At 69.5% G+C, this 17,659-nt stretch carries 20 protein-coding genes; 8 read left to right on the top strand and 12 right to left on the bottom strand.

Features of this window, described 5'->3' with window-relative positions; genetic code table 11:
• Position 1 precedes the first annotated feature (1 nt).
• The 3 genes from ABZX37_RS15490 to ABZX37_RS15480 are packed head-to-tail and all read right to left on the bottom strand — an operon-like array spanning position 2 to position 3,346.
• Positions 2 to 1,390, bottom strand: a complete 1,389-nt coding sequence (locus tag ABZX37_RS15490) for a HAMP domain-containing sensor histidine kinase (protein ID WP_354739884.1) — start codon at positions 1,388 to 1,390, stop codon at positions 2 to 4.
• Between the two features lie 29 nt (positions 1,391 to 1,419).
• Positions 1,420 to 2,127 carry a glutamine amidotransferase gene (locus ABZX37_RS15485; protein ID WP_354739882.1) on the bottom strand — a complete coding sequence of 236 codons (708 nt, stop codon included), beginning with the start codon at positions 2,125 to 2,127 and terminating at the stop codon, positions 1,420 to 1,422.
• The gene (locus tag ABZX37_RS15480; RefSeq protein ID WP_354739880.1) at positions 2,120 to 3,346 is read right to left on the bottom strand and encodes a MurT ligase domain-containing protein; all 1,227 of its coding nucleotides are present in this window, start codon (positions 3,344 to 3,346) and stop codon (positions 2,120 to 2,122) included. The genes ABZX37_RS15485 and ABZX37_RS15480 overlap by 8 nt, the downstream gene beginning before the upstream one ends.
• Before the next feature lie 243 nt (positions 3,347 to 3,589).
• Between ABZX37_RS15480 and ABZX37_RS15475 the strand changes: the two genes are divergently transcribed.
• Positions 3,590 to 4,369 carry an IclR family transcriptional regulator gene (locus tag ABZX37_RS15475; protein ID WP_078870254.1) on the top strand — a complete coding sequence of 260 codons (780 nt, stop codon included), beginning with the start codon at positions 3,590 to 3,592 and terminating at the stop codon, positions 4,367 to 4,369.
• Between the two features lie 186 nt (positions 4,370 to 4,555).
• Here the strand turns inward: ABZX37_RS15475 and ABZX37_RS15470 are convergent, their stop codons facing one another.
• The 3 genes from ABZX37_RS15470 to ABZX37_RS15460 are packed head-to-tail and all read right to left on the bottom strand — an operon-like array spanning position 4,556 to position 6,669.
• Entirely contained in the window at positions 4,556 to 5,833 is a 1,278-nt protein-coding gene (locus tag ABZX37_RS15470) for an RNA polymerase sigma factor (RefSeq protein WP_354739878.1), read from the bottom strand.
• Between the two features lie 54 nt (positions 5,834 to 5,887).
• Entirely contained in the window at positions 5,888 to 6,244 is a 357-nt protein-coding gene (locus ABZX37_RS15465) for a YciI family protein (protein ID WP_354739876.1), read from the bottom strand.
• Positions 6,244 to 6,669 (bottom strand): YciI family protein, encoded by a 426-nt coding sequence (locus ABZX37_RS15460; protein WP_354739874.1) that lies wholly within the window; start codon positions 6,667 to 6,669, stop codon positions 6,244 to 6,246. The genes ABZX37_RS15465 and ABZX37_RS15460 overlap by 1 nt, the downstream gene beginning before the upstream one ends.
• 153 nt (positions 6,670 to 6,822) lie before the next feature.
• On the opposite strand from ABZX37_RS15460, the gene ABZX37_RS15455 reads away from it, so the two are divergent.
• Together ABZX37_RS15455 and ABZX37_RS15450 are read left to right on the top strand one after the other, a co-directional pair.
• On the top strand, positions 6,823 to 7,803 hold the full coding sequence (locus tag ABZX37_RS15455; protein WP_354739872.1) for a small ribosomal subunit Rsm22 family protein: 981 nt from the start codon (positions 6,823 to 6,825) through the stop codon (positions 7,801 to 7,803).
• Positions 7,804 to 7,889: 86 nt separating this feature from the next.
• Positions 7,890 to 8,648, top strand: coding sequence for a maleylpyruvate isomerase family mycothiol-dependent enzyme (locus ABZX37_RS15450; protein WP_354739870.1), 759 nt, complete (start codon positions 7,890 to 7,892; stop codon positions 8,646 to 8,648).
• Between the two features lie 5 nt (positions 8,649 to 8,653).
• Here ABZX37_RS15450 and ABZX37_RS15445 read toward each other — a convergent pair whose 3' ends face one another.
• Positions 8,654 to 9,925 carry a cytochrome P450 gene (locus tag ABZX37_RS15445; protein ID WP_354739868.1) on the bottom strand — a complete coding sequence of 424 codons (1,272 nt, stop codon included), beginning with the start codon at positions 9,923 to 9,925 and terminating at the stop codon, positions 8,654 to 8,656.
• Positions 9,926 to 9,972: 47 nt separating this feature from the next.
• On the opposite strand from ABZX37_RS15445, the gene ABZX37_RS15440 reads away from it, so the two are divergent.
• On the top strand, positions 9,973 to 10,701 hold the full coding sequence (locus ABZX37_RS15440) for an alpha/beta hydrolase (protein WP_354739866.1): 729 nt from the start codon (positions 9,973 to 9,975) through the stop codon (positions 10,699 to 10,701).
• A 21-nt stretch (positions 10,702 to 10,722) separates the two neighbouring features.
• Positions 10,723 to 11,547 (top strand): acyl-CoA thioesterase II, encoded by an 825-nt coding sequence (locus tag ABZX37_RS15435; RefSeq protein WP_354739864.1) that lies wholly within the window; start codon positions 10,723 to 10,725, stop codon positions 11,545 to 11,547.
• A gap of 19 nt (positions 11,548 to 11,566) precedes the next feature.
• On the opposite strand, the gene ABZX37_RS15430 is transcribed toward ABZX37_RS15435, so the two are convergent.
• Entirely contained in the window at positions 11,567 to 12,121 is a 555-nt protein-coding gene (locus ABZX37_RS15430) for a hypothetical protein (RefSeq protein ID WP_354739862.1), read from the bottom strand.
• Between the two features lie 329 nt (positions 12,122 to 12,450).
• On the opposite strand from ABZX37_RS15430, the gene ABZX37_RS15425 reads away from it, so the two are divergent.
• Positions 12,451 to 12,663 (top strand): hypothetical protein, encoded by a 213-nt coding sequence (locus ABZX37_RS15425; RefSeq protein WP_344265227.1) that lies wholly within the window; start codon positions 12,451 to 12,453, stop codon positions 12,661 to 12,663.
• Positions 12,664 to 12,966: 303 nt separating this feature from the next.
• On the opposite strand, the gene ABZX37_RS15420 is transcribed toward ABZX37_RS15425, so the two are convergent.
• The gene (locus tag ABZX37_RS15420) at positions 12,967 to 13,512 is read right to left on the bottom strand and encodes a TetR/AcrR family transcriptional regulator (RefSeq protein WP_354740062.1); all 546 of its coding nucleotides are present in this window, start codon (positions 13,510 to 13,512) and stop codon (positions 12,967 to 12,969) included.
• Positions 13,513 to 14,370: 858 nt separating this feature from the next.
• On the opposite strand from ABZX37_RS15420, the gene ABZX37_RS15415 reads away from it, so the two are divergent.
• Positions 14,371 to 14,979 (top strand): nuclear transport factor 2 family protein, encoded by a 609-nt coding sequence (locus ABZX37_RS15415; RefSeq protein WP_354739860.1) that lies wholly within the window; start codon positions 14,371 to 14,373, stop codon positions 14,977 to 14,979.
• The gene (locus tag ABZX37_RS15410) at positions 14,976 to 15,590 is read left to right on the top strand and encodes a response regulator (RefSeq protein WP_009084166.1); all 615 of its coding nucleotides are present in this window, start codon (positions 14,976 to 14,978) and stop codon (positions 15,588 to 15,590) included. Before ABZX37_RS15415 ends, ABZX37_RS15410 begins: the two co-directional genes overlap by 4 nt.
• Here ABZX37_RS15410 and ABZX37_RS15405 read toward each other — a convergent pair.
• The 3 genes from ABZX37_RS15405 to ABZX37_RS15395 are packed head-to-tail and all read right to left on the bottom strand — an operon-like array spanning position 15,580 to position 17,571.
• Complete coding sequence (locus tag ABZX37_RS15405; RefSeq protein ID WP_354739858.1) at positions 15,580 to 16,797, bottom strand: amidase; 1,218 nt, start codon at positions 16,795 to 16,797, stop codon at positions 15,580 to 15,582. The two genes, ABZX37_RS15410 and ABZX37_RS15405, sit on opposite strands and share 11 nt — an antisense overlap.
• Complete coding sequence (locus tag ABZX37_RS15400) at positions 16,794 to 17,042, bottom strand: hypothetical protein (RefSeq protein ID WP_354740060.1); 249 nt, start codon at positions 17,040 to 17,042, stop codon at positions 16,794 to 16,796. Before ABZX37_RS15400 ends, ABZX37_RS15405 begins: the two co-directional genes overlap by 4 nt.
• 22 nt (positions 17,043 to 17,064) lie before the next feature.
• Positions 17,065 to 17,571, bottom strand: coding sequence for a flavin reductase (locus ABZX37_RS15395; RefSeq protein WP_354739856.1), 507 nt, complete (start codon positions 17,569 to 17,571; stop codon positions 17,065 to 17,067).
• Between the last annotated feature and the right edge of the window lie 88 nt (positions 17,572 to 17,659).

The following is a 17,659-nucleotide window of genomic DNA, read 5'->3' as shown; positions in this document are numbered from 1 at the left end:
CTCAGTCCTCCTCGATCCGGGGCAGTTCGATGCTCGGCAGTTCGATCACGAAGTGCGCGCCCGGGTAGCTCGGGTCGGCCACGTCGACGTACCGCGCGCGGCCGCCGTGCCGGGCCGCGATACCGGCCACGATCGACAGGCCCAGTCCGGTGCCGCCGCGCCGGCGTGACGCGTCCAGCCGCACAAACCGCTCGAACACTCGCTCCCGGTCCTCCTCGGCGACGCCCGGGCCGTCGTCGCTCACCTCCACGACGACCATCTCATCTTGCACCGAACTCGCAATCCGGATCCGCTCGCGCGCGTGCCCGCACGCGTTGTCGACGAGGTTGCGTACGGCGCGACGCAGTTGCGCCTCGCTGCCGCGCACCTTCGCCGGTCGTGCGCGCACTTCGATCTCGACAGCCGCTTCGCCGCGTACGCGTTCAGCTTCGGCACGGACGATGTCGTCTAGATCGACTTCAGTGCGCGCGGGCCGATCCGTGGCGTCGTCGGTGCGCGCGAGCATCAGAAGGTCGTCAACCAGCTCTCGCAGGCGCGCAGTCTCGCGAGTGATCACGGGTACCAGTTCGTCGGTGGTCTCCGGGTGCTGGTTCGAAACGTCGAGCGCGGTGCTGATGGTCGACAGTGGTGAGCGCAGCTCGTGACTCGCGTCGGCGACGAAACGGCGTTGCGCGGCCTGCGCCGACCCGAGCCGTTCGAGCATCTCGTTGAGCGTGACAGCGAGCCGGTGCACCTCGTCGCCGCCAGGAGGCAGCGGTACGCGCAATGCGAGGTCGCGCGTCGAGATCTCGGCGACAGTGCGCCGCATCCGCTCTACCGGTCGCAGTGCGGACCCGACAGAGCGGTACACCGCGAAGCCCGCGATACCGAGCAGTGGCAGCGAAATCAGCCCTAGTAGCAGCGTAAGCCGCGCAGACGCTTCGGTGACTGGCTCAAGCGATCGTGCCGAGATGACGGTGAACGGTCCGCCCGGCCCGTTGACGCCCTCCGAGACCAGGCGGTAGTCGCTGCCGTCGCCGTCTAAGCCGAGCGGCAGCGTTTCGACGGTTTCCTGCCCGGGGGCCGGGCGCGCAGCGGTGATGGCCGGACGGCCGACAATCGCCGGGTCGCTCGCGATCGGTGTGCTTCGCGGCCCGAGGACCTGTGTGACGGCTTCAGTGTCGCCAGTGCTCGCGACGTCGCTTGGCGACAGGTCTCGCGCGCCCGCGCGCACGAGTTGGACGGCAACCTGCCGCGCGGTACTGCGCGCGCTTTCGGTGACGCTTCGGTCGAGCGACTGCTGCAGCAGGAGCACCACGACGACGCACGCGGTCGCGATGGCAAGCGCGAGCGCGAGGACGGCAACCCCGGTTGTCCGCATCCGGACGCCTGCTGCAGCGAGAATTCTCACGCACGCAGCGTAACGAGCGCGGAGTGACGTCATCGGGCGCGGCGTGCGGCCAGCCGTTCCGTGCGCAGCGTGTCGACCTCAGACAGGTCCAACGGCTTCAGCGCGTGGCCCAGCACCCACGACAACAGCAGGTCAGCGAGCTCGGGGTTGCGCGCCAACGCCGGGCCGTGCAGGTAGGTGCCCACGACGTGGTCGGTGACCGCGCCCTCGGTGCCGTCGCCGTTGCCGGTGCCCCGCACGACACGGCCGAGCGGCGCGCTGCCCGGACCGAGCACGCTCGAACCCTGGTGGTTCTCGAAGCCGGTCAACGGCGTCTCGAGCAGGTTCGGTTCGACGATCAGCTCGGCCACCGCGCGCTGCTGAGACGGCCCGGTGACGAGGTCGAGCAGCCCCAGCCCGGCGTGGTCGACGCCGTCGACGCCGCGGAAGCGCGTGCCCAGGATCTGCAGGCCAGCGCACACCCCGAACACCGGACGGCCCGCGTCCGCCGCACTCCGCAGCCCCGCCGAGTCGCGCAGGAAGTCCGCGGCCAGCACCTGCGCCATGTCCTCGCCGCCGCCGAGCAGGTAAAGGTCCAAAGTGGACGGTACTTCGGAGTCGAGCGAGACCGGCACCACCTCGGCGTCGTAACCCCGCCACTGCAAGCGTTTGCAGAGCACCTGTGCGTTGCCGGAATCGCCGTACGTCCCCAGTACCTCGGGCAGCAGCAGGCCGATGCCGACGGTCGAATCAGACATCAGGCAACCGGTCGACCAGGTCACGGAAGGCGGTGTAGTTCGCGACGAGCTCGACCCCGCCCGGCGGCAGCGTGTCGATCGCGCTGACCGGGTCCGGGGCCGACCAATGCGGCACCTCGGCGTAGCAAAGCCGCACGGCGAGGTCCGCGCACCGCTCGCCGGCGACGACGACCTGACGGCCGCGCAAGCGCTCGAAGTGCACGTCCCAGAGCCACGACAGGTCGCGACCGTCCGCCTCGTGCGCGTTGACCGCGACAACGACCGGGGTGTCCTCGTCGAGCACACGCAACGTTTCGGCCCATCCAGCCGGATTTTTCGCAAGCATGAGCCGTACCGAGTGCCGGGTGCGGCGAATCGTGCGGTAGCGCCCGCCGATGTCAGTGATGGTGCGGAGCCGGGCCGCGGCGGTGTGCGGCGGCACGCCGACGCAGTGCGCGGCGGCGAGCGCGAGAGCGGCGTTGGCCCGGTTGGCCTCTCCGGGAAGCCGCAGGTCGAGGTCCACTTGCCGGCCGCCAGGAGTGTGGACCAGGTCGCCGTCGAGGTTCCAGGTCGGCTCCGGGCGGGCGAAAGCGCAGACCGCACAGCGCCATTCGCGATCGGTGTGGGTGATCGCGCCGCCGCAGCGGGGACAGGAGACGGAATCGCCCGACCAGCGCCGTCCGGTGCCGACCCACACCGGGCGGGCCGCCGCCGAGGCCGCGGACGTGACCAGGACGTCGTCGCAGTTCGCGACCACGACCGTGCGCGACAGCCCGGCGAACGCGGCGCGGAGATCGCGCTCCATCATCCGGACCTCGCCGACCCGGTCGAGCTGGTCCCGGCTGAGATTGAGCAGCACGAGCGCCGCGGGCTGCACCTGCTCGGCCACCCACGGAACGTAGGTTTCGTCCACTTCCAGCACCGCGTACGGCGCTTCCGGGGCGGCGGCGAGCGCGGCCACCAAACCGTCGGGCATGTTCGCGCCGTCGCCGTTGTGCGCGACCTCGGCGAGCGCTTCGAGCGCCCGGGTCAGCATCAGCGACGTGGTGGTTTTGCCGTTCGTACCGGTAATGATCACGACCGTGCGATCGCGGCCGAGCCTGCGCAGCGCCTTGGGGTCGAGCCGCAGCGTGACGCGGCCGCCGATCACCCCGCCGCGGCCCAGCCGGGCGGTACGGGAAAACCACGCGGTCAGCCGCCCGGCGGCGACCGACGCCCGGGTGCGCAGACGTGTTGGCATCACGACAAACCGTGCGGCACGAGCGCTGTGATTTTCCTGAGAGGGTGACTCCAGTCTCCGTTACCCTTTGTAAGCAGTCTTACCGATCGGAGGTTGAACCATTCGGCGCAACCTTGACCTTGCCGAATGACAGAGATCGGTCAAGATCTTCCGTCTATACATCGGAGGTGTTAGCGTCCAACCCCGCTTGATGGCACCACGCACCGGTGACCGGGAACGCAGAGCGACAGGCGGAGGGCGAACGTGGACGCAGCAGTACGCGGGCTGGACCAAAGCGGCACCCTGGAGCGCGGGCTGGCGGTGCTCGAACACGTCGGGCAGCACCAGGAGATCTCCACGAACGCGCTCGCCCGGCAACTGGGCCTTTCGCGCAGCGCCGCGTACCGGATCGTCGGCACCCTGAAGCGGCTGGAGTACCTGGAGGCGGACACCGTCACCGGACGCGTGCGGCTCGGCACCCGGCTGGTCGAACTGGGCGCCCGCGCGATGGCGGCGACCGACCTGCACCGCTGCGCGCCGCGGTATCTCACCGCGCTGGCCGAACGCTCCGGGGAGACGACGTACCTCGCGGTGCCGGACAACGACGCGATGGTCTACGTCGCGACCGAACGCAGCGCCAGCGCGGTAACGCTCTCCTGCCGCCTCGGCACTCGGCGGCCGCAGCACGCGACGTCGCTGGGCAAGGCCTGGCTGGCCGCGTTGCCGGAGGCCGACCGGGTGGAGCGCGTGCGCCGGATGAAGCTGGACAGCCTCACCCTCAAGACCATCAACGACCCGGTCCGGCTGCTGGACGAGCTGGCGCGCACCCGGCGTCGCGGCTGGGCCGTGGACGACCTGGAGAACGAGCCGGACGTCGGCTGTGTCGCGGCGGCCGTGCGGGACCATTCGGGCCGTCCGATCGCGGCGATCAGCGTCGCCGGGCCAGCGCCTCGGGTGATGCGCCGGGCGGACGAACTGGGCGCGACGGTGGCCGGGACGGCGGCGGCGTTGTCGATGCGGCTGGGGTACGTGCGCAACCGCTGAGTCTTTCACCGGATCGGGTTTTCTTGGCGGTTGTTGCGGCTCCTGCCAGCGGAAACAGGTTATCCACAGCCGTGTCGACTTGTGGACAACCCTGGGGATGGCTGCCTGCGGTCCCGGGAATTGTCGGGCCGGTGGTGGACCGTTCCCGGCATGGAGATCACCCTCGCACCGCACGGTGCCGCCCAGTTACCTCGTTCCCGCTTCCAGCTTGCTGCACGACTCGGCCCGCTCCAGAAGCAGCGCGCGCTCCCGCTCGTTGCCGGTCATCTTCGCCGCGCGCTCGAACTCGGCGCGCGCCTCGTCCCGGCGGCCGAGCTTGTACAGAAAGTCGCCGCGCACGCTCGGCAGCAGGTGGTAGTTCTTCAGCGCGGGCTCCGTCAGCAATTTGTCCACCAGCGCCAGCCCGGCTTCCGGTCCCTCGGCCATCGAGACCGCGACGGCCCGGTTCAGCTCGATCACCGGAGACGGCGTGAGCTGCGCCAGTCCCGCGTACAGCGCCGCGATGCGCGCCCAGTCGGTCTCGTCCGGCGTGACCGCCACGGCGTGGCACGCGGCGATCGCGGCCTGCGCGGAATACGGCCCGTACGTGCCGTCCGCCAGCCGTTCGGACCGGGCCAGCGCGGTGAGGCCGCGCTGGATCAGCAGGCGGTCCCAGCGGCTGCGGTCCTGGTCCATCAGCAGCACCGGTTCGCCGTTCGGACCGGTGCGCGCCGCCGAGCGAGACGCCTGGATCTCCATCAGCGCCACCAGGCCGTGCACTTCCGGTTCGGCCGGCATCAGACCGGCCAGCACCCGGCCGAGCCGCAATGCGTCCTCGCACAGCGCGGGCCGCATCCAGTCGTCGCCGCGCGTGGCGGAGTAGCCCTCGTTGAAGATCAGGTAGATCACTTCGAGCACGGCGGGCACCCGCGCGACGCGCTCGTCGCCGACCGGTGTCTCGAACGGCACCTTGGCCTCGGCGAGCGTCTTCTTCGCCCGCACGATGCGTTGCGCGACAGCGGATTCCTTCACCAGAAAGGCGCGGGCGATCTCGTCGGTGCTGAGCCCGCCGAGCATGCGCAGCGTGAGCGCCACCCGCGCCTGGGTGGACAGCACCGGGTGACACGCGGTGAACACCAGTCGGAGCAGGTCGTCCTCGATCTGCTCGTCGTCGAGCACGGCGTCGAAGTCGGGCAGCACGCCCTCGCCGAGCTGTTCGGCCTCCCGGCCGATTTCGTCGAGCTTGCGGCCGAAGGTTTCGTTGCGCCGGAACAGGTCGATGGCCCGCCGCTTCGCGATCGTCATCAGCCAGGCGCCCGGGTTGCGCGGCACGCCGGTCTCCGGCCACTGTTCGAGCGCGGCGACGAGCGCGTCCTGGGCCAATTCCTCGGCGAGGCCCACGTCGCGGGTCATCCGAGCGAGGCCAGCGATCACCCGCGCCGACTCGATCCGCCAAACGGCCTCTACCGCACTTCGCGTGTCCACCGGCCCATCAGACCGGGCCGGCCCGCCCGAGGCAACCCTCGGGCGGGCGCGGAGTCAGAGCTCGCCCGCCATCGGGCGGATCTCGACGGTGCCCGCCTGCCGGTCCGGGTTGGGCGCCCGCTTCATCAGCTCGACGATCTCGGCGAGCGACTCCCCCTCCAGAATCCACACGCCCGCGACCAGTTCCTTGGTCTCGGCGAACGGACCGTCGACGACGCTGGGCTCCGCGTCCCCGTCGAACCACAGCAGCCGGGCGCCGGCCGAGCTGGGAGTCAGCCCGGCGGCCTGCACGAGGTGGCCGGATTCGGCGAGTTCCGTGTTGAACTGGCCCATCTGCTCGATCAACTCGGCGCTGGGCGCGGCTCCCGCTTCGGATTCCTTGCTGGCTTTCACCAGCACCATGAACCGCATCAGTTCTGCGCAGCCTGCTCGCGCAGCTTCGCTTCGGCCTCCCGCAGTTCCGGGGTGAGGTTGTCGCCGAAGTCGTCGGCCTCGAAGATCCGCCGGATCTCGATCTCGTGGTGCGCGCCGTCGGTGTTGGGCACGCGCTTGATCCACTCCACCGCTTCCTCGAGCGAACGCACCTGGAGGATCCAGAACCCGGCGATCAGCTCCTTGGTCTCGGCGAACGGACCGTCGACCACGCTGGGCTCGCTGTCGCCGGAGAACTTCACCCGGGCACCCTGGGAGCTGGGAGCCAGTCCCTCGCCCGCGAGCATCACGCCGGCCCGCACGAGTTCCTCGTTGAACTTGCCCATCTCGGCGAGCAGTTCGGTGCTCGGCATCTGGCCCGCTTCGCTCTCTTCGCTGGCCTTCATGATCACCATGAATCGCATCTTCGGTACCCCTTCGCTCTCGGCTTGCCTTCACCCCTGCGTCGAACGGGCCGCGGCCGGATCGACACCGTCCCCAAACTTTTTTCCCGGTCGCGAAACTAGCAGGTCAGGCGAACTTCGGCGGACAAAACAGGCGTGGGAGAATCGTCGTCCGTGGCAGTACTCCCCGAACCTCTCCGCGCCGCCCTCGACGAAGAGCTCGGCCGGTTCCCCGAATCCCGGCTCGCGCAGGCCGTGGACCGGCTCAGCAAGCGTTATCGACAAGGCGACTCGGCAAGCTCGCCGATCCTCTCTTCGGAGCTGGATGTCGCCGCGTACGCCGGGTACCGGATGCCAGCGACGTACGCGGCAGTCAGCGCGGTGCTGGGCGAGGTGGCTGCCGCCGCGCCCGGGTTCGCTCCGAAGACGCACGTCGACATCGGCGGCGGCACCGGAGCGGCGGTGTGGGCAGCGGCCGACGTCTGGCCGTCGCTGGAGAAGTGCACTGTCCTGGAGCAGGTGGCGGCCGCGCTGGCACTGGGACGCAAGCTGGCGGCCAAGTCCGACGAGCCGGCCGTCCGCACCGCGGTCTGGCAGCGCGGGCTGGTCGATTCCGCGTCAGCCGCACCGGAAGCCGACTTGGTCACTCTCTCGTACGTCCTCGGCGAACTGCCCGAACGCGGCCGGGCCGACGTCGTTCGATGGCTCACCGCGAAAGCCGGAACCGTCGTGCTCATCGAGCCCGGAACGCCGGCCGGATTCGAGCGGATCCGCGAGGCTCGCGAGGTGCTGCGCGAGATGGGCCGCAGTGTGGTGGCGCCATGCCCGCACGACGACGCCTGCCCGATCAAGCCGGGAGAAGACTGGTGCCACTTTTCCGCCCGGTTACCCCGAAGCGGGGTGCACCGGCGGATCAAGTCCGGCACGCTGGGCTTCGAGGACGAAAAGTATTCGTACGTGGCGTCCACGTCGGCACCGGTCGACCGTCCGTCGGCCCGGATCATCCGGCATCCGCGCAAGCACAAGGGGTTCGTGCAGCTCGACCTCTGCACAGTCGACGGGCTCGCGCCCGGCACTGTCGTGTCGAAGCGGCACGGCGTGCGCTACCGCGCCGCTCGCGACGCGGAATGGGGAGACGCCTGGAGCGTGGAGTAACCCGGGTTCTTCCGCTGCGGTGTCTGGATGGCCGCGTCGGCCCCGACTGTCGGGTGTCAGCGAAACTGAACCGGAGAGGACACCCGATGGACTTTCACGAGCGTTGCGCGGAGATCGTGCGGCAGACGGAACTGCTCGCCGCGGCCGTCGAAGGCGCGGACCGGACGGCGCGGGTCGCGGCGTGCCCGGCGTGGAACCTCGGGCAACTGCTCGATCACGTCAGCACCGGTCACCGGTGGGCGGAGGAAACAGTGCGCACGCGGGCCGACCATTGGCTGCCGGACGACGAACTGCGGAATCCGGTGGACACCCCGCGCCCGGCGTCGTGGCTCGTGGACGGGGCCAAGACGTTGGCCGCGACGCTGCGCGAAGCAGGGCCGGACGCGGAGGTGTTCACGCCGGTCCCGAACGGCCCGCCGCGAGCAGCGTTCTACGCACGCCGGTTCATGAACGAGACGCTGATCCACCGCGCCGACGCGACGTTGGCCGCGGGCGGGGAATTCACCGTCACGCTGGAGGTCGCGCACGACGCGATGGAGGAATGGCTGGAACTCGGGTCGCTGCCGCAGTTGCTGGAGTACGTCCCGGAACGCCGCGAACTGCTCGGCCCGGACCGCACGATCCACCTCGCGCCGACAGACCACGCGGAGTCCTGGACGGTCGATCTCACCGGCGATCAGCTGGCCTGGCACCCGGGCCCGCCGGCGGACGCAGCGGTCACCGTGGCCGCGCCGCTTGGCGATCTCCTGCTGATGGTCTACGGCAGGCTGTCGTCGGAGACCGCGCACCGCAGCGGCGACACGGGGTACCTGGACCGTTGGCTTTCGCTCGTCGGCTTCGGCTGAGCCGGTCAGTCCCAGCGGATCGGGAGGCTTTTGAGCCCGTTCTGGAAGTTCGACCGCAGCCGGCGGGGTTCGCCCGCGAGCCGGACCTCGCCGAGCTGGTCGAACACCGCCGCGAACAACGCGCGCACCTGCATCCGCGCGAGGTGCGAACCGAGGCAGAAGTGCGGGCCGTGGCCGAACGTCAGGTGTTCGCTCGGCGCGCGCGTCACGTCGAAGACATCAGGATCGGGAAAGACCGTCTCGTCGCGATTGGCCGAGGAGAACCACACCACCACCTTGTCCCCGGCCTTGATGTCCACATCGGACAGTCGGGTGTCCTGCGTCGCGGTGCGGCGGAAGTGCATCACCGGCGTGTGCCAGCGCAGCATCTCTTCGACCGCGCCGGGCAGCAGGCTCCGGTCGTCGAGAAGCTTGCGGTACTGCTCCGGATGCGCGAGCAACGCGGCCATCCCGCCGGGCAGGCCGTTGCGCAGGGTTTCGTTGCCAGCTACGGAAAACAACCAGAAAAGGTTCTCGAACTCCTCAATCGACACGCGGCCGCCGTCGTCGTCCACGTGCTGCATCAGGTTGCTCATCACGTCGTCGCCGGGGTGCTCGCGTTTGTGCTCGCCCAGCGCGTGCGCGTAGGCGTAGAGATCCGGCATTCCGGCGCGGCTGCGCGGATCCGGCATCCGGCCGTCCGGGCCGGGTTCCGGACGCACGGCCAGCGCGGCACGGGCGAGGTCGGTGACGTCGTCGGCTTTGACGGTCGCGCTCACCGCGTATTCGGCGTCCTGGAAGCCGATCACGCGGTTGCTCCAGTCGAACATCAGCCGACGGTCCTGCTCGGGAACGCCGAACACCTCCGCGAGCGTAAGCAGTGGCAGATCCGCGGCGATGTCCTTGGCGAAATCGCATTCGCCGCGATCGGCCACCGCCGCGACGAGATCATGTGCCCAGCCTTCGATCCGCTCCGCGATCCGGCCGACCGCGCGCGGGGTGAACGCTTTCGTGAGCAGCCCGCGCAGCCTGCCGTGCTCGGGCGGGTCCATGTTGAGCATCATCCGGCGCACGTACCGCAGGTCCTCGGCGCTGGCCGGGTCGCGGATCTGGGTGCCGCCGAGCTGCGACGAAAACACCGCCGGGGTGCGGAGCACGTGCCGCACGTCGGAGTGGCGCAGCACCGCCCAGAAGTCGCCGATCCGCGTCACCGGCGTTTCGCGGCGCAGACGGGCAAGCAGGTCGTAAGGCACGCCCGTGACGTAGGTGTCCGGGTCGGCGATGACAGCACTCGACACGTTCCGACCCTAGCCCCGAGACCGCCGCCTGCGGAAAGATCCGTCCGGTGGAAAAGCTGAAGCTGCGCGTCACCGGACAAGGCGAACCGCCGGTCCTGCTCCTGCACGGGCTCGGCGCCACCGGCGCGGTCTGGGACGGCTTGACCGGCCAACTCGACCGGCGGCTGCTCGCGCCGGACCTGCCCGGACACGGCGGCTCGCCGCGGCTGCCCGAGTACACGTTCGAGGCGCTCGCGGCAGCAGTCGCCGACGCTCTCGACGAGCCCGGCCAGGTCTCCGTTGTCGGCCATTCGCTCGGCGGTGTCGTCGCGCTGGAGCTGGCGAGCGGCCGCTACGGCCTCGATGTCAGCAGCGTGCTGGCGGTGGGCATCAAGGTCGAGTGGAGCGAAGACGACCTTGCCCGTGCCGCCGCGATGGCAGCCCGACCGCCCCGGCTGTTCGAAACCCGAGAGGAGGCCGAAACCGCCTATCTGAAGATCGCCGGACTGACCGGCCTGGCTCCGGCGGACCCGGACGGCGTCACCGAAACCCCGGACGGCTGGCGGCTGGTCCTGGACCCGCCCGCCTTCGGCGTCGGCCGCCCGGACCTGCCGAGACTGCTGGCGGCCGCACGCTGCCCGGTGGTGCTCGCCACCGGCGAAAACGATCCGGTGTGCCGTCCCGAGCAGCTGCGCGCCCTTGTTCCCGAGGCGGTGGTCCTGTCCGGGCTCGGGCACAACGCGCACGTCGAGGATCCGGCCGCGGTGGCGGCGCTGCTCACCCCGCGGAGCAGCTGAGCAGGCGCTTAGACTGGCCGGGTGACGACGATCGATCCTGCCCGGACCGGGCTAGACCAGCTGCTGAAGCTCGAACCGCTCGAGCTGAACCTGTTCCGCGGCTGGTGCCACCAGGGTTCGCCGCAGCGGGCGTTCGGCGGTCAGGTCGCGGCGCAGGCGCTCACCGCGGCCGGCGCGACCGTGCCCACCGCGCGGCACGTGCACTCGCTGCACGGCTATTTCATCCGTGGCGGGCGTACCGACATGCCGATCATCTACGAGGTCGAACGCACCCGCGACGGCGGTTCGTTCACCACGCGCCGGGTCGTCGCGATCCAGAACGGCGAGAGCATCTTCAGTCTGTCGGCGTCGTTCCAGACCGAGGCGGAAAGCAGCGCGCACCAGGCGCGGATGCCAGACGTCCCCGCTCCGGACGAGGCAGGCGTCGTCGAACAGGACCGCTCGCCGATCGTCCTGTCCGCCATCGAAGTCCGCTTCGTCAGCAACCCGGAAACCGGCCTGCCCGACACCGGCCGCGGCCCGCGTCAGCAGATCTGGGTGCGAGCGAAAGACGCACTGCCGGACGCCCCGCTGGCGCACGTCTGCGCGCTCACCTACATCTCCGACATCCGCCTGGCAGGCACCGCCCTGCTGCCCCACCGAGACGACCCGGGCGAACCGCAACTGACCTCACTGGACCACGCAGTGTGGTTCCACCGCCCGTTCCGCGCGGACGAATGGCTGCTGTTCGACATGGAAAGCCCCAGCTACGCGAACACCCGAGGCCTGACTCACGGCGAATTCTTCACCACCGACGGACGGCTAGTCGCCTCAGTCACCCAAGAAGTACTGCTGCGCAGGCGCTGAGTTAGTCCGATGTAGACAGTCAGCCGAGCCGAACCCGCACCGGCCCCGCCGGTTCCGCGGCGGCCTCGGCCACGGGCGCACGCAGGATCTTCGACAACTGCCATGCCTCAAGCCCCGCGAGGACGGTGTTGGCGACCACGAGCGCCAAATACAACCCGGCCTGCACCGAAAGCTGGAACGGATGCTGGTCAGAAGCCCCCGCCAGCAACGAAATATGGCACGCGACAACGACCGCCATCGACACCGCGGACAACCCGCCGAGCACGATCAGCAACGCCCGCGACACCCGGGTGCGCCGCCAGTTCAGGTACCCGGTCTGGACCAGGCCCGGCGTGCTGACCATGACCAGCCCGCAGCCGTAACCGGAAAACCCGCCGACCACCCCGCCGCCCGCGACCAGCGCGGTAGTCAGGTGATACGAAACCGGAACCCGGTAGGCGGCGAGGATCGCGGCCACGCAGACCAGCAGCCCCAACGGCAGGTGCGGCCAGCCGTACCAGGGAAGCCGGCGCTCCATGCGAAGAATCGTCGGCAGGTCGATGTCGCGGTACGCCTCGGGGTCGCGCAAAGCCATTCGCACCGTTCCTCTCGTCCCGGAAACCCCCGGTGTGTGCGCGGTGACCGGCGAAGCCTAGGGCAGGCCGCCTGGCGGTGCAAAATCCACCTGAACCCGGCTGTGCGAGAGACCGGTTAACCTGGCCCTTGCCTTTCGCACCCGGCCACCGGATTCCGCCGCTGACCGGGGAGACCGCGTGACCCACGCCACCCGGCAACTCGCTCGTATCCTCCCGACCAGCAGGAACCATCGCCGAACCCGCATTCACTCCTTGCGCTTCCTGCGGGGTTGTCCCGGGATGTCCGGTAGAGCGATTTTCTGTCGGTGGTGCAAGTTAGGCTGCAGGCATGAACACCGAGGCACCGACCGTCGCCGCCGAAGATCTCTCCCAAGGCCAGTGGTTCTGGCACGAACCCGCTCCCGGCCTGCGTTCCTGGCCCCTGCAGGTGGCCACGGCCGAGATCCTGGAAGACGCAGTCCGCATCATCACCACCGACGAGGTCCGAGAACTGGTCTCGTACGCCCGCGACCGCCGGGTCCGCCTGGCCGTCGCCTCCTGAACCGCACCACCAACAGCACCACCACTGGGGAACTCTGGGGGACCGGGCCGACCGCACCCGCGAGCGGCCCGTCCAATATGGACACCACAGCCCACGCCGCGGCCGTCGGCCGAATCGGGCGCTGAATTTCGGTAGCTTTTAAACGACTCTTGCCACTCTGCGCTCGCCATGTCACTCAACTGCGCATCGCGCCTCGGCTGCCACGTCGCGATCATCGCCGGTCGCGCGTGAATCCGTTGTCCTGCAAGCTGGTCTCGTCCACGCCGATCTTCCAGCCGTGCCGCGCCTCTCTCCGCCGACCGGTCAGCGGGAAAGAACTCCCTGCAACAGCACGTCCAAGAGATGCCGAGCACGGGAATCCCACTCGTCCTCGTCCAGGCGGGTCAGGTAGCCCGACAAGATGAAAAAGTCGCGAGCGTCGATGTCGGGGCGGATGGTCCCCTCGGCTTTTCCGGCGTCGAGCAACAGGGTGATGGCGTCGCCAAGCGGGCCATGGCTTTCTTCCGACAAGCCTTTCCACACCGCGGTTTCCAGCGCCGCGAAGACGCCGCGCTTGACTCGCGCGTATTCGGCGATCCGGTCGAACCACCGGGACAAGGCTTCGACCGGCCCTTGCGAGGACAGCAATTCCGGAGCCAGCGCGACCAGCTCCTCCACCTCCTGCCGATACACCTCGGCAAGCAGGTCCTCGCGCGTCGGGAAGTGCCGGTAGAGCGTCCCCTGCCCGACACCAGCTGACTTGGCCACCGCGTTCAGCCGCAATTCCCCCGAACCGGCGATCGCCTCGCGAGCGATCTCGACGATCCGCTCCCGGTTCTCCCGAGCGTCGGCCCGCTGAGCCGCACTCATCGCCGACGCCCGGCACCAGTGGAAACGCACATGCCTCAACGTTATCGCGGACCAGCCGAGTGCCGCATAATCCGCGCGGCAGGATGCGGCATCCTCAGCCACCGGCTGTTCGCCGACGAATGGCGAAGAGGCGGCGGAACCGAGCGCCGCCACGATGTTTCCGCTGAGCCGCTACCGTCGCGATGCTTCCGCCGAACCGGTACCGCCGCGATGTCTCCGCCGCACCGGCAGCGCCACGATGTCTCCGCCGAGCCAGTGCCGCCGCGATGCTTCCGCCGCACCGCCACCACCACGATGCTTCCGCCGCACCGGCAGCGCCACGGTGCTTCCGCCGCACCGGCAGCGCCACGATGCTTCCGCCGAACCGGTACCGCCGCGATCTCTCCCCCGAGTCGCCACCATCGCGATGTCTCCGGTGAACCGGTGCCGCCGAGGGAGGCACCCGAGCCAAGAATCAGGCAGCGTTCCCGCCCCGGCGATATCCGCCCAAGCCTGTCCACCCGTGCCTTCGCCTCAACAACCCCGTACGAGAGGAGCTGCGGCAACCTCACCAGAAAACAGCGCATCCTCAGCCCCGCCAGGGGACGCATGCGGGCCGTGCGGCGCGTCAGACGCGACCCCAAAGGCGTTATCCAGCAATCCCGCCATTGATAACCGCCACCCCCGGTTTGAAACACGCCCCGCATAACTCACCGATCCGATTGACAACCCTTCCGAACGGGGCAGAGGCTGGGCACAAGCTGCCAACGCCCGGCGCGGTCCGGTCCGGTTACCCTGTCAACGAGCCGAAAACCGCATCGAAAGGCCAACCCCGGCACTGAAGCGCCATCCGTCACGACTTCTCTGGTGAGGAAAACGATGTCTCTCGACCACCCCGCACCCGCCAACCCGGCCACGGACCGGCGGATCGCCGCGCTCGAGGAGACTGTCGCGGGGCTGGTGCGGCGGGTCGGGACGCTCGAGGCCGAGGCGGAGATCCGCCGGGTGCAGGCGCGCTACATGTTCCTCTGCGACACTCCCTGCCCGGAGTTCGGCGTCACCAGCGACGACGAGCGGATCGACCTCATCATGGCGCTCTACACCGACGACGCCGTCTGGGAAGGCGTCGGCGAGTACTACGACGGACAGTTCGGGCGGGCCGAAGGCGCAGACGCTATCCGAGCGCATTTCCAGCGGTTCTGGGGCGAGAAAAAAGACCCCGAACTTCTGCTGAACGCGCATTATCTCACCTCCGAGCAGATTCACGTCGACGGCGACGAGGCCACCGGGCAATGGATCCACATGCAACCGTGGCTGTTCTCCGACGGGAAGGCGCTCCTGCGGTCCAGCCGGTTGAACAATGCGTTCCGTCGCGTCGGCGACACCTGGCGGATCACCCGCACCCGCACCGAAAACGTTTTCATCGCACCCCTGCCGGAAGGCTGGGCCAGCGACTATCCCTCGGCCTCGGTGCTGATGAAGCCATGAGCGACGACCCGGTCGTGCACGTGGTGGACGACGACGAGGACCTCCGGCAGTCCCTCGTATTCCTGCTGGAGAGCGTCGGCGTGCAGGCGTTGACCTATCCGGACGCCCAGACCTTCCTCGACGAGTTCGACCCGGCCGAGCCCGCGGTCGTGATCGTCGACGTGCGAATGCCCGCGATCAGCGGTTTTCAGCTGCAGGAAAAGCTCGCGGAAATCGACTGTCCGGCTCCGCTGATTTTCTGCTCCGCGCACGGCGACATTCCGATGTCGGTCCGTGCGCTCACCGCGGGGGCGGTCGATTTCCTGGAGAAGCCTTATCAGGCCCAGCGCATGGTCGAGGTGGTCCAGACCCAGCTCATCGAGGCCCGTCGGCGGTTCGCGGAGCACGCGGAGCGGCAGGCGGTCCGGGCCCGGCTCGACACGCTGACTCAGCGCGAGCGCGAGGTGCTGCGGCTGGTGGTCGACGGGATGCCCAGCCAGGCGATCGCGCACCGGCTGGGCACCAGCGTCAAAACTGTCGACGTGCATCGGGCGCGGATCAAGGCGAAGACGTCGGCGGACAGCCTCGGGACGCTGGTCCGCGACATCCTCACCCATCGCGTCACCGTTTAAGCGCGGTCTCCGTCCAGCGGCCGGTGGCCAGCAAAGCAGTCTCGCGCAAAGGACTGCCGACCAGCTGCAATCCCAGCGGCAACCCGGCGTCGTCGCGCAGGCCGGGAATGGCGATGACCGGCAGGCCCAGCGCCTGCCAAGGGCGGCTGAGCACGGGATCTCCGGTCGCGGCCAGGCCGGAAGGGGCCGAGCCGAGCGCGGCGGGAGCGAGGACGGCGTCATAACCACCGGCGATCTCAGCCAGCCGTGAAGCACCGGAAGCGACGACGGCCAGCGCGGCTTCGTAATCCGCGAGCGGCAGCTCCGCGCCGGTACGCAGCAGTTGCGCCAGCGGAGCGCTGAGCCGGTCCGCGGAAGCAAGCTCAACGGAACGTTCCCGCGCCGCTTCGTAAGCCATCACCACGGGGTGCGCGGCGGTCAAAGCGGGGACCACCGCCGGGTCTGGGAATTCGTCGACCACGGCACCGGCGGCTCGCAGTCCAGCGACCGCGGAACCAAGTGCGTTCCGCATCGCTGGAGTCGCGTCCTCGGACGACCACACGAGCAATCGCGGAGGAGAAGAAACCGCGGCCTCCGGCTCTCCCGACAACGCTGACCAGGCCAGGGCCAGATCGGAGACCGTCGCGGTGAACATGCCGTGGCTGTCGAGGCTCGGGCTCAGGCCGGTGACGCCGTCGACCGGGAACCGGCCCCGGCTCATAACTAGCGAGGCAACTCCACAGAACGCAGCTGGGCGCGTAACCGAGCCAGCGGTTTGGGAACCGAGCGCCAGCGGGACGTGTCCAGCGGCGACGGCAGCGGCGGAACCGCTGGAGGAACCGCCAGGCGTATGGCCGGGCGCGGCGGGATTATCCGTGGGGCCGGGAGCGAAGAAAGCGAATTCCGTGGTGACCGTCTTGCCGATCGGCACTGCTCCGGCGCGACGCCATTCCTGGACGATCGAAGCGTCCACAGTGGCCGGTGGAGCGTCCGCGCGCAGGACGGAGCCGCAGCGAGTCGGAAGCCCCGCCAAGTCGATGATGTCCTTGACGCCCAACGGAACTCCGCCCAGCGGGCCCGTCGACGCAGGCACGAAAGCCGACGAAACCCAGGCGTCGAACGAAGCCGCGGCGATCCGCGAGCGAGCCTCGGCGACAGCTGCTTCCGGCGTCGTCCGGCCAGCGGTCAGATCGGCGACCAGGGCGCGCAGCGACCACGGGGCGGTCACGGCTGGGTCCAGGCGGCGTCGGCGGTCCAGTAGTCCATGCCGCTCGCGCTGACCGAATGCCGCCAGCCGGACGTCCGGCGCAGCAGCGGTTCGACGCGGGCGGTGGCCTCGTCGGCGGCGTCCGGGCCGTCGGCCGGGGCCTGCCAGTGCACCCAGTCCAGTTCGCGGCCGTGCTCGTCGTGCACGAAGAGGTCGACGTGCCGCCAGCCGTAGCCGTGCGTGTCGTTGTAGCAGGTCAGGGTCATCCGGTCCACGGGTTCTCCTCGATCAGGCGCTGAGTGCGGCAAGCCGGTGGAAGCGGCGCTGGAAGTACACCAAAGCTCCGCTGTCCGGCGCGGTCAGCACCTTTTCGATCTCGACGAACAGCACCGAATGCGACCCGTGTTCCTGTTCGGCGACGATCCGGCCGACCAGCGAGGCCGCGGCACCGCGCAGGACCGGGGCGTCCTCGCTGTCGAGGTCCCAGCAGTCCTCTCCGAACCGTTCGGCGGTCGGCACCTTCGTCGCGCCAGCGAAGTGCATGGCCAGGTCCTCCTGGCCGGGGCCGAGGACGTTGACGCACACCTGGCCGTTGCCGACCAGGATCGCGTGCGACCGGCTCGACCGGTTGACGCACACGAGCACGGTCGGCGGGCTGTCGGTGACCGAGCAGGCGGCGCTCACCGTCATCCCGGCGAGGCCGTGCGGGCCCGCGGTGGTGACGACGTTGACGGCCGCGGAGAGGTTGGCCATCGCGGTGCGGAATTCGCGCTGGGTCCGGGTCAGCTCGGACACGGTGCCTCCTAGGACTGGGGCCGGGACTTCTCCGACCGTACAAAGCCGCACCGGTCGCGGGATATCGAGAACTTCCCCGGCACAGCTG

This window comes from Amycolatopsis sp. NPDC004079, from assembly GCF_040610415.1.
In the GTDB taxonomy this organism is placed as follows: Bacteria; Actinomycetota; Actinomycetes; order Mycobacteriales; family Pseudonocardiaceae; genus Amycolatopsis; species Amycolatopsis halotolerans.
This window is presented reverse-complemented; position numbering and strand designations above follow the sequence as displayed.

What these genes read in the sequence shown, in the direction of transcription:
- ABZX37_RS15430 (WP_354739862.1), bottom strand. Translation starts at nt 12,121, where the DNA reads ATGGCTTTGCGCGACCCCGAGGCGTACCGCGACATCGACCTGCCGACG.
- ABZX37_RS15415 (WP_354739860.1), top strand. Translation starts at nt 14,371, where the DNA reads ATGTCTCTCGACCACCCCGCACCCGCCAACCCGGCCACGGACCGGCGG.
- ABZX37_RS15460 (WP_354739874.1), bottom strand. Translation starts at nt 6,669, where the DNA reads ATGCGATTCATGGTGATCATGAAGGCCAGCGAAGAGAGCGAAGCGGGC.
- ABZX37_RS15480 (WP_354739880.1), bottom strand. Translation starts at nt 3,346, where the DNA reads ATGCCAACACGTCTGCGCACCCGGGCGTCGGTCGCCGCCGGGCGGCTG.
- ABZX37_RS15400 (WP_354740060.1), bottom strand. Translation starts at nt 17,042, where the DNA reads ATGACCCTGACCTGCTACAACGACACGCACGGCTACGGCTGGCGGCAC.
- ABZX37_RS15485 (WP_354739882.1), bottom strand. Translation starts at nt 2,127, where the DNA reads ATGTCTGATTCGACCGTCGGCATCGGCCTGCTGCTGCCCGAGGTACTG.
- ABZX37_RS15420 (WP_354740062.1), bottom strand. Translation starts at nt 13,512, where the DNA reads ATGAGTGCGGCTCAGCGGGCCGACGCTCGGGAGAACCGGGAGCGGATC.
- ABZX37_RS15410 (WP_009084166.1), top strand. Translation starts at nt 14,976, where the DNA reads ATGAGCGACGACCCGGTCGTGCACGTGGTGGACGACGACGAGGACCTC.
- ABZX37_RS15465 (WP_354739876.1), bottom strand. Translation starts at nt 6,244, where the DNA reads ATGCGGTTCATGGTGCTGGTGAAAGCCAGCAAGGAATCCGAAGCGGGA.
- ABZX37_RS15425 (WP_344265227.1), top strand. Translation starts at nt 12,451, where the DNA reads ATGAACACCGAGGCACCGACCGTCGCCGCCGAAGATCTCTCCCAAGGC.
- ABZX37_RS15450 (WP_354739870.1), top strand. Translation starts at nt 7,890, where the DNA reads ATGGACTTTCACGAGCGTTGCGCGGAGATCGTGCGGCAGACGGAACTG.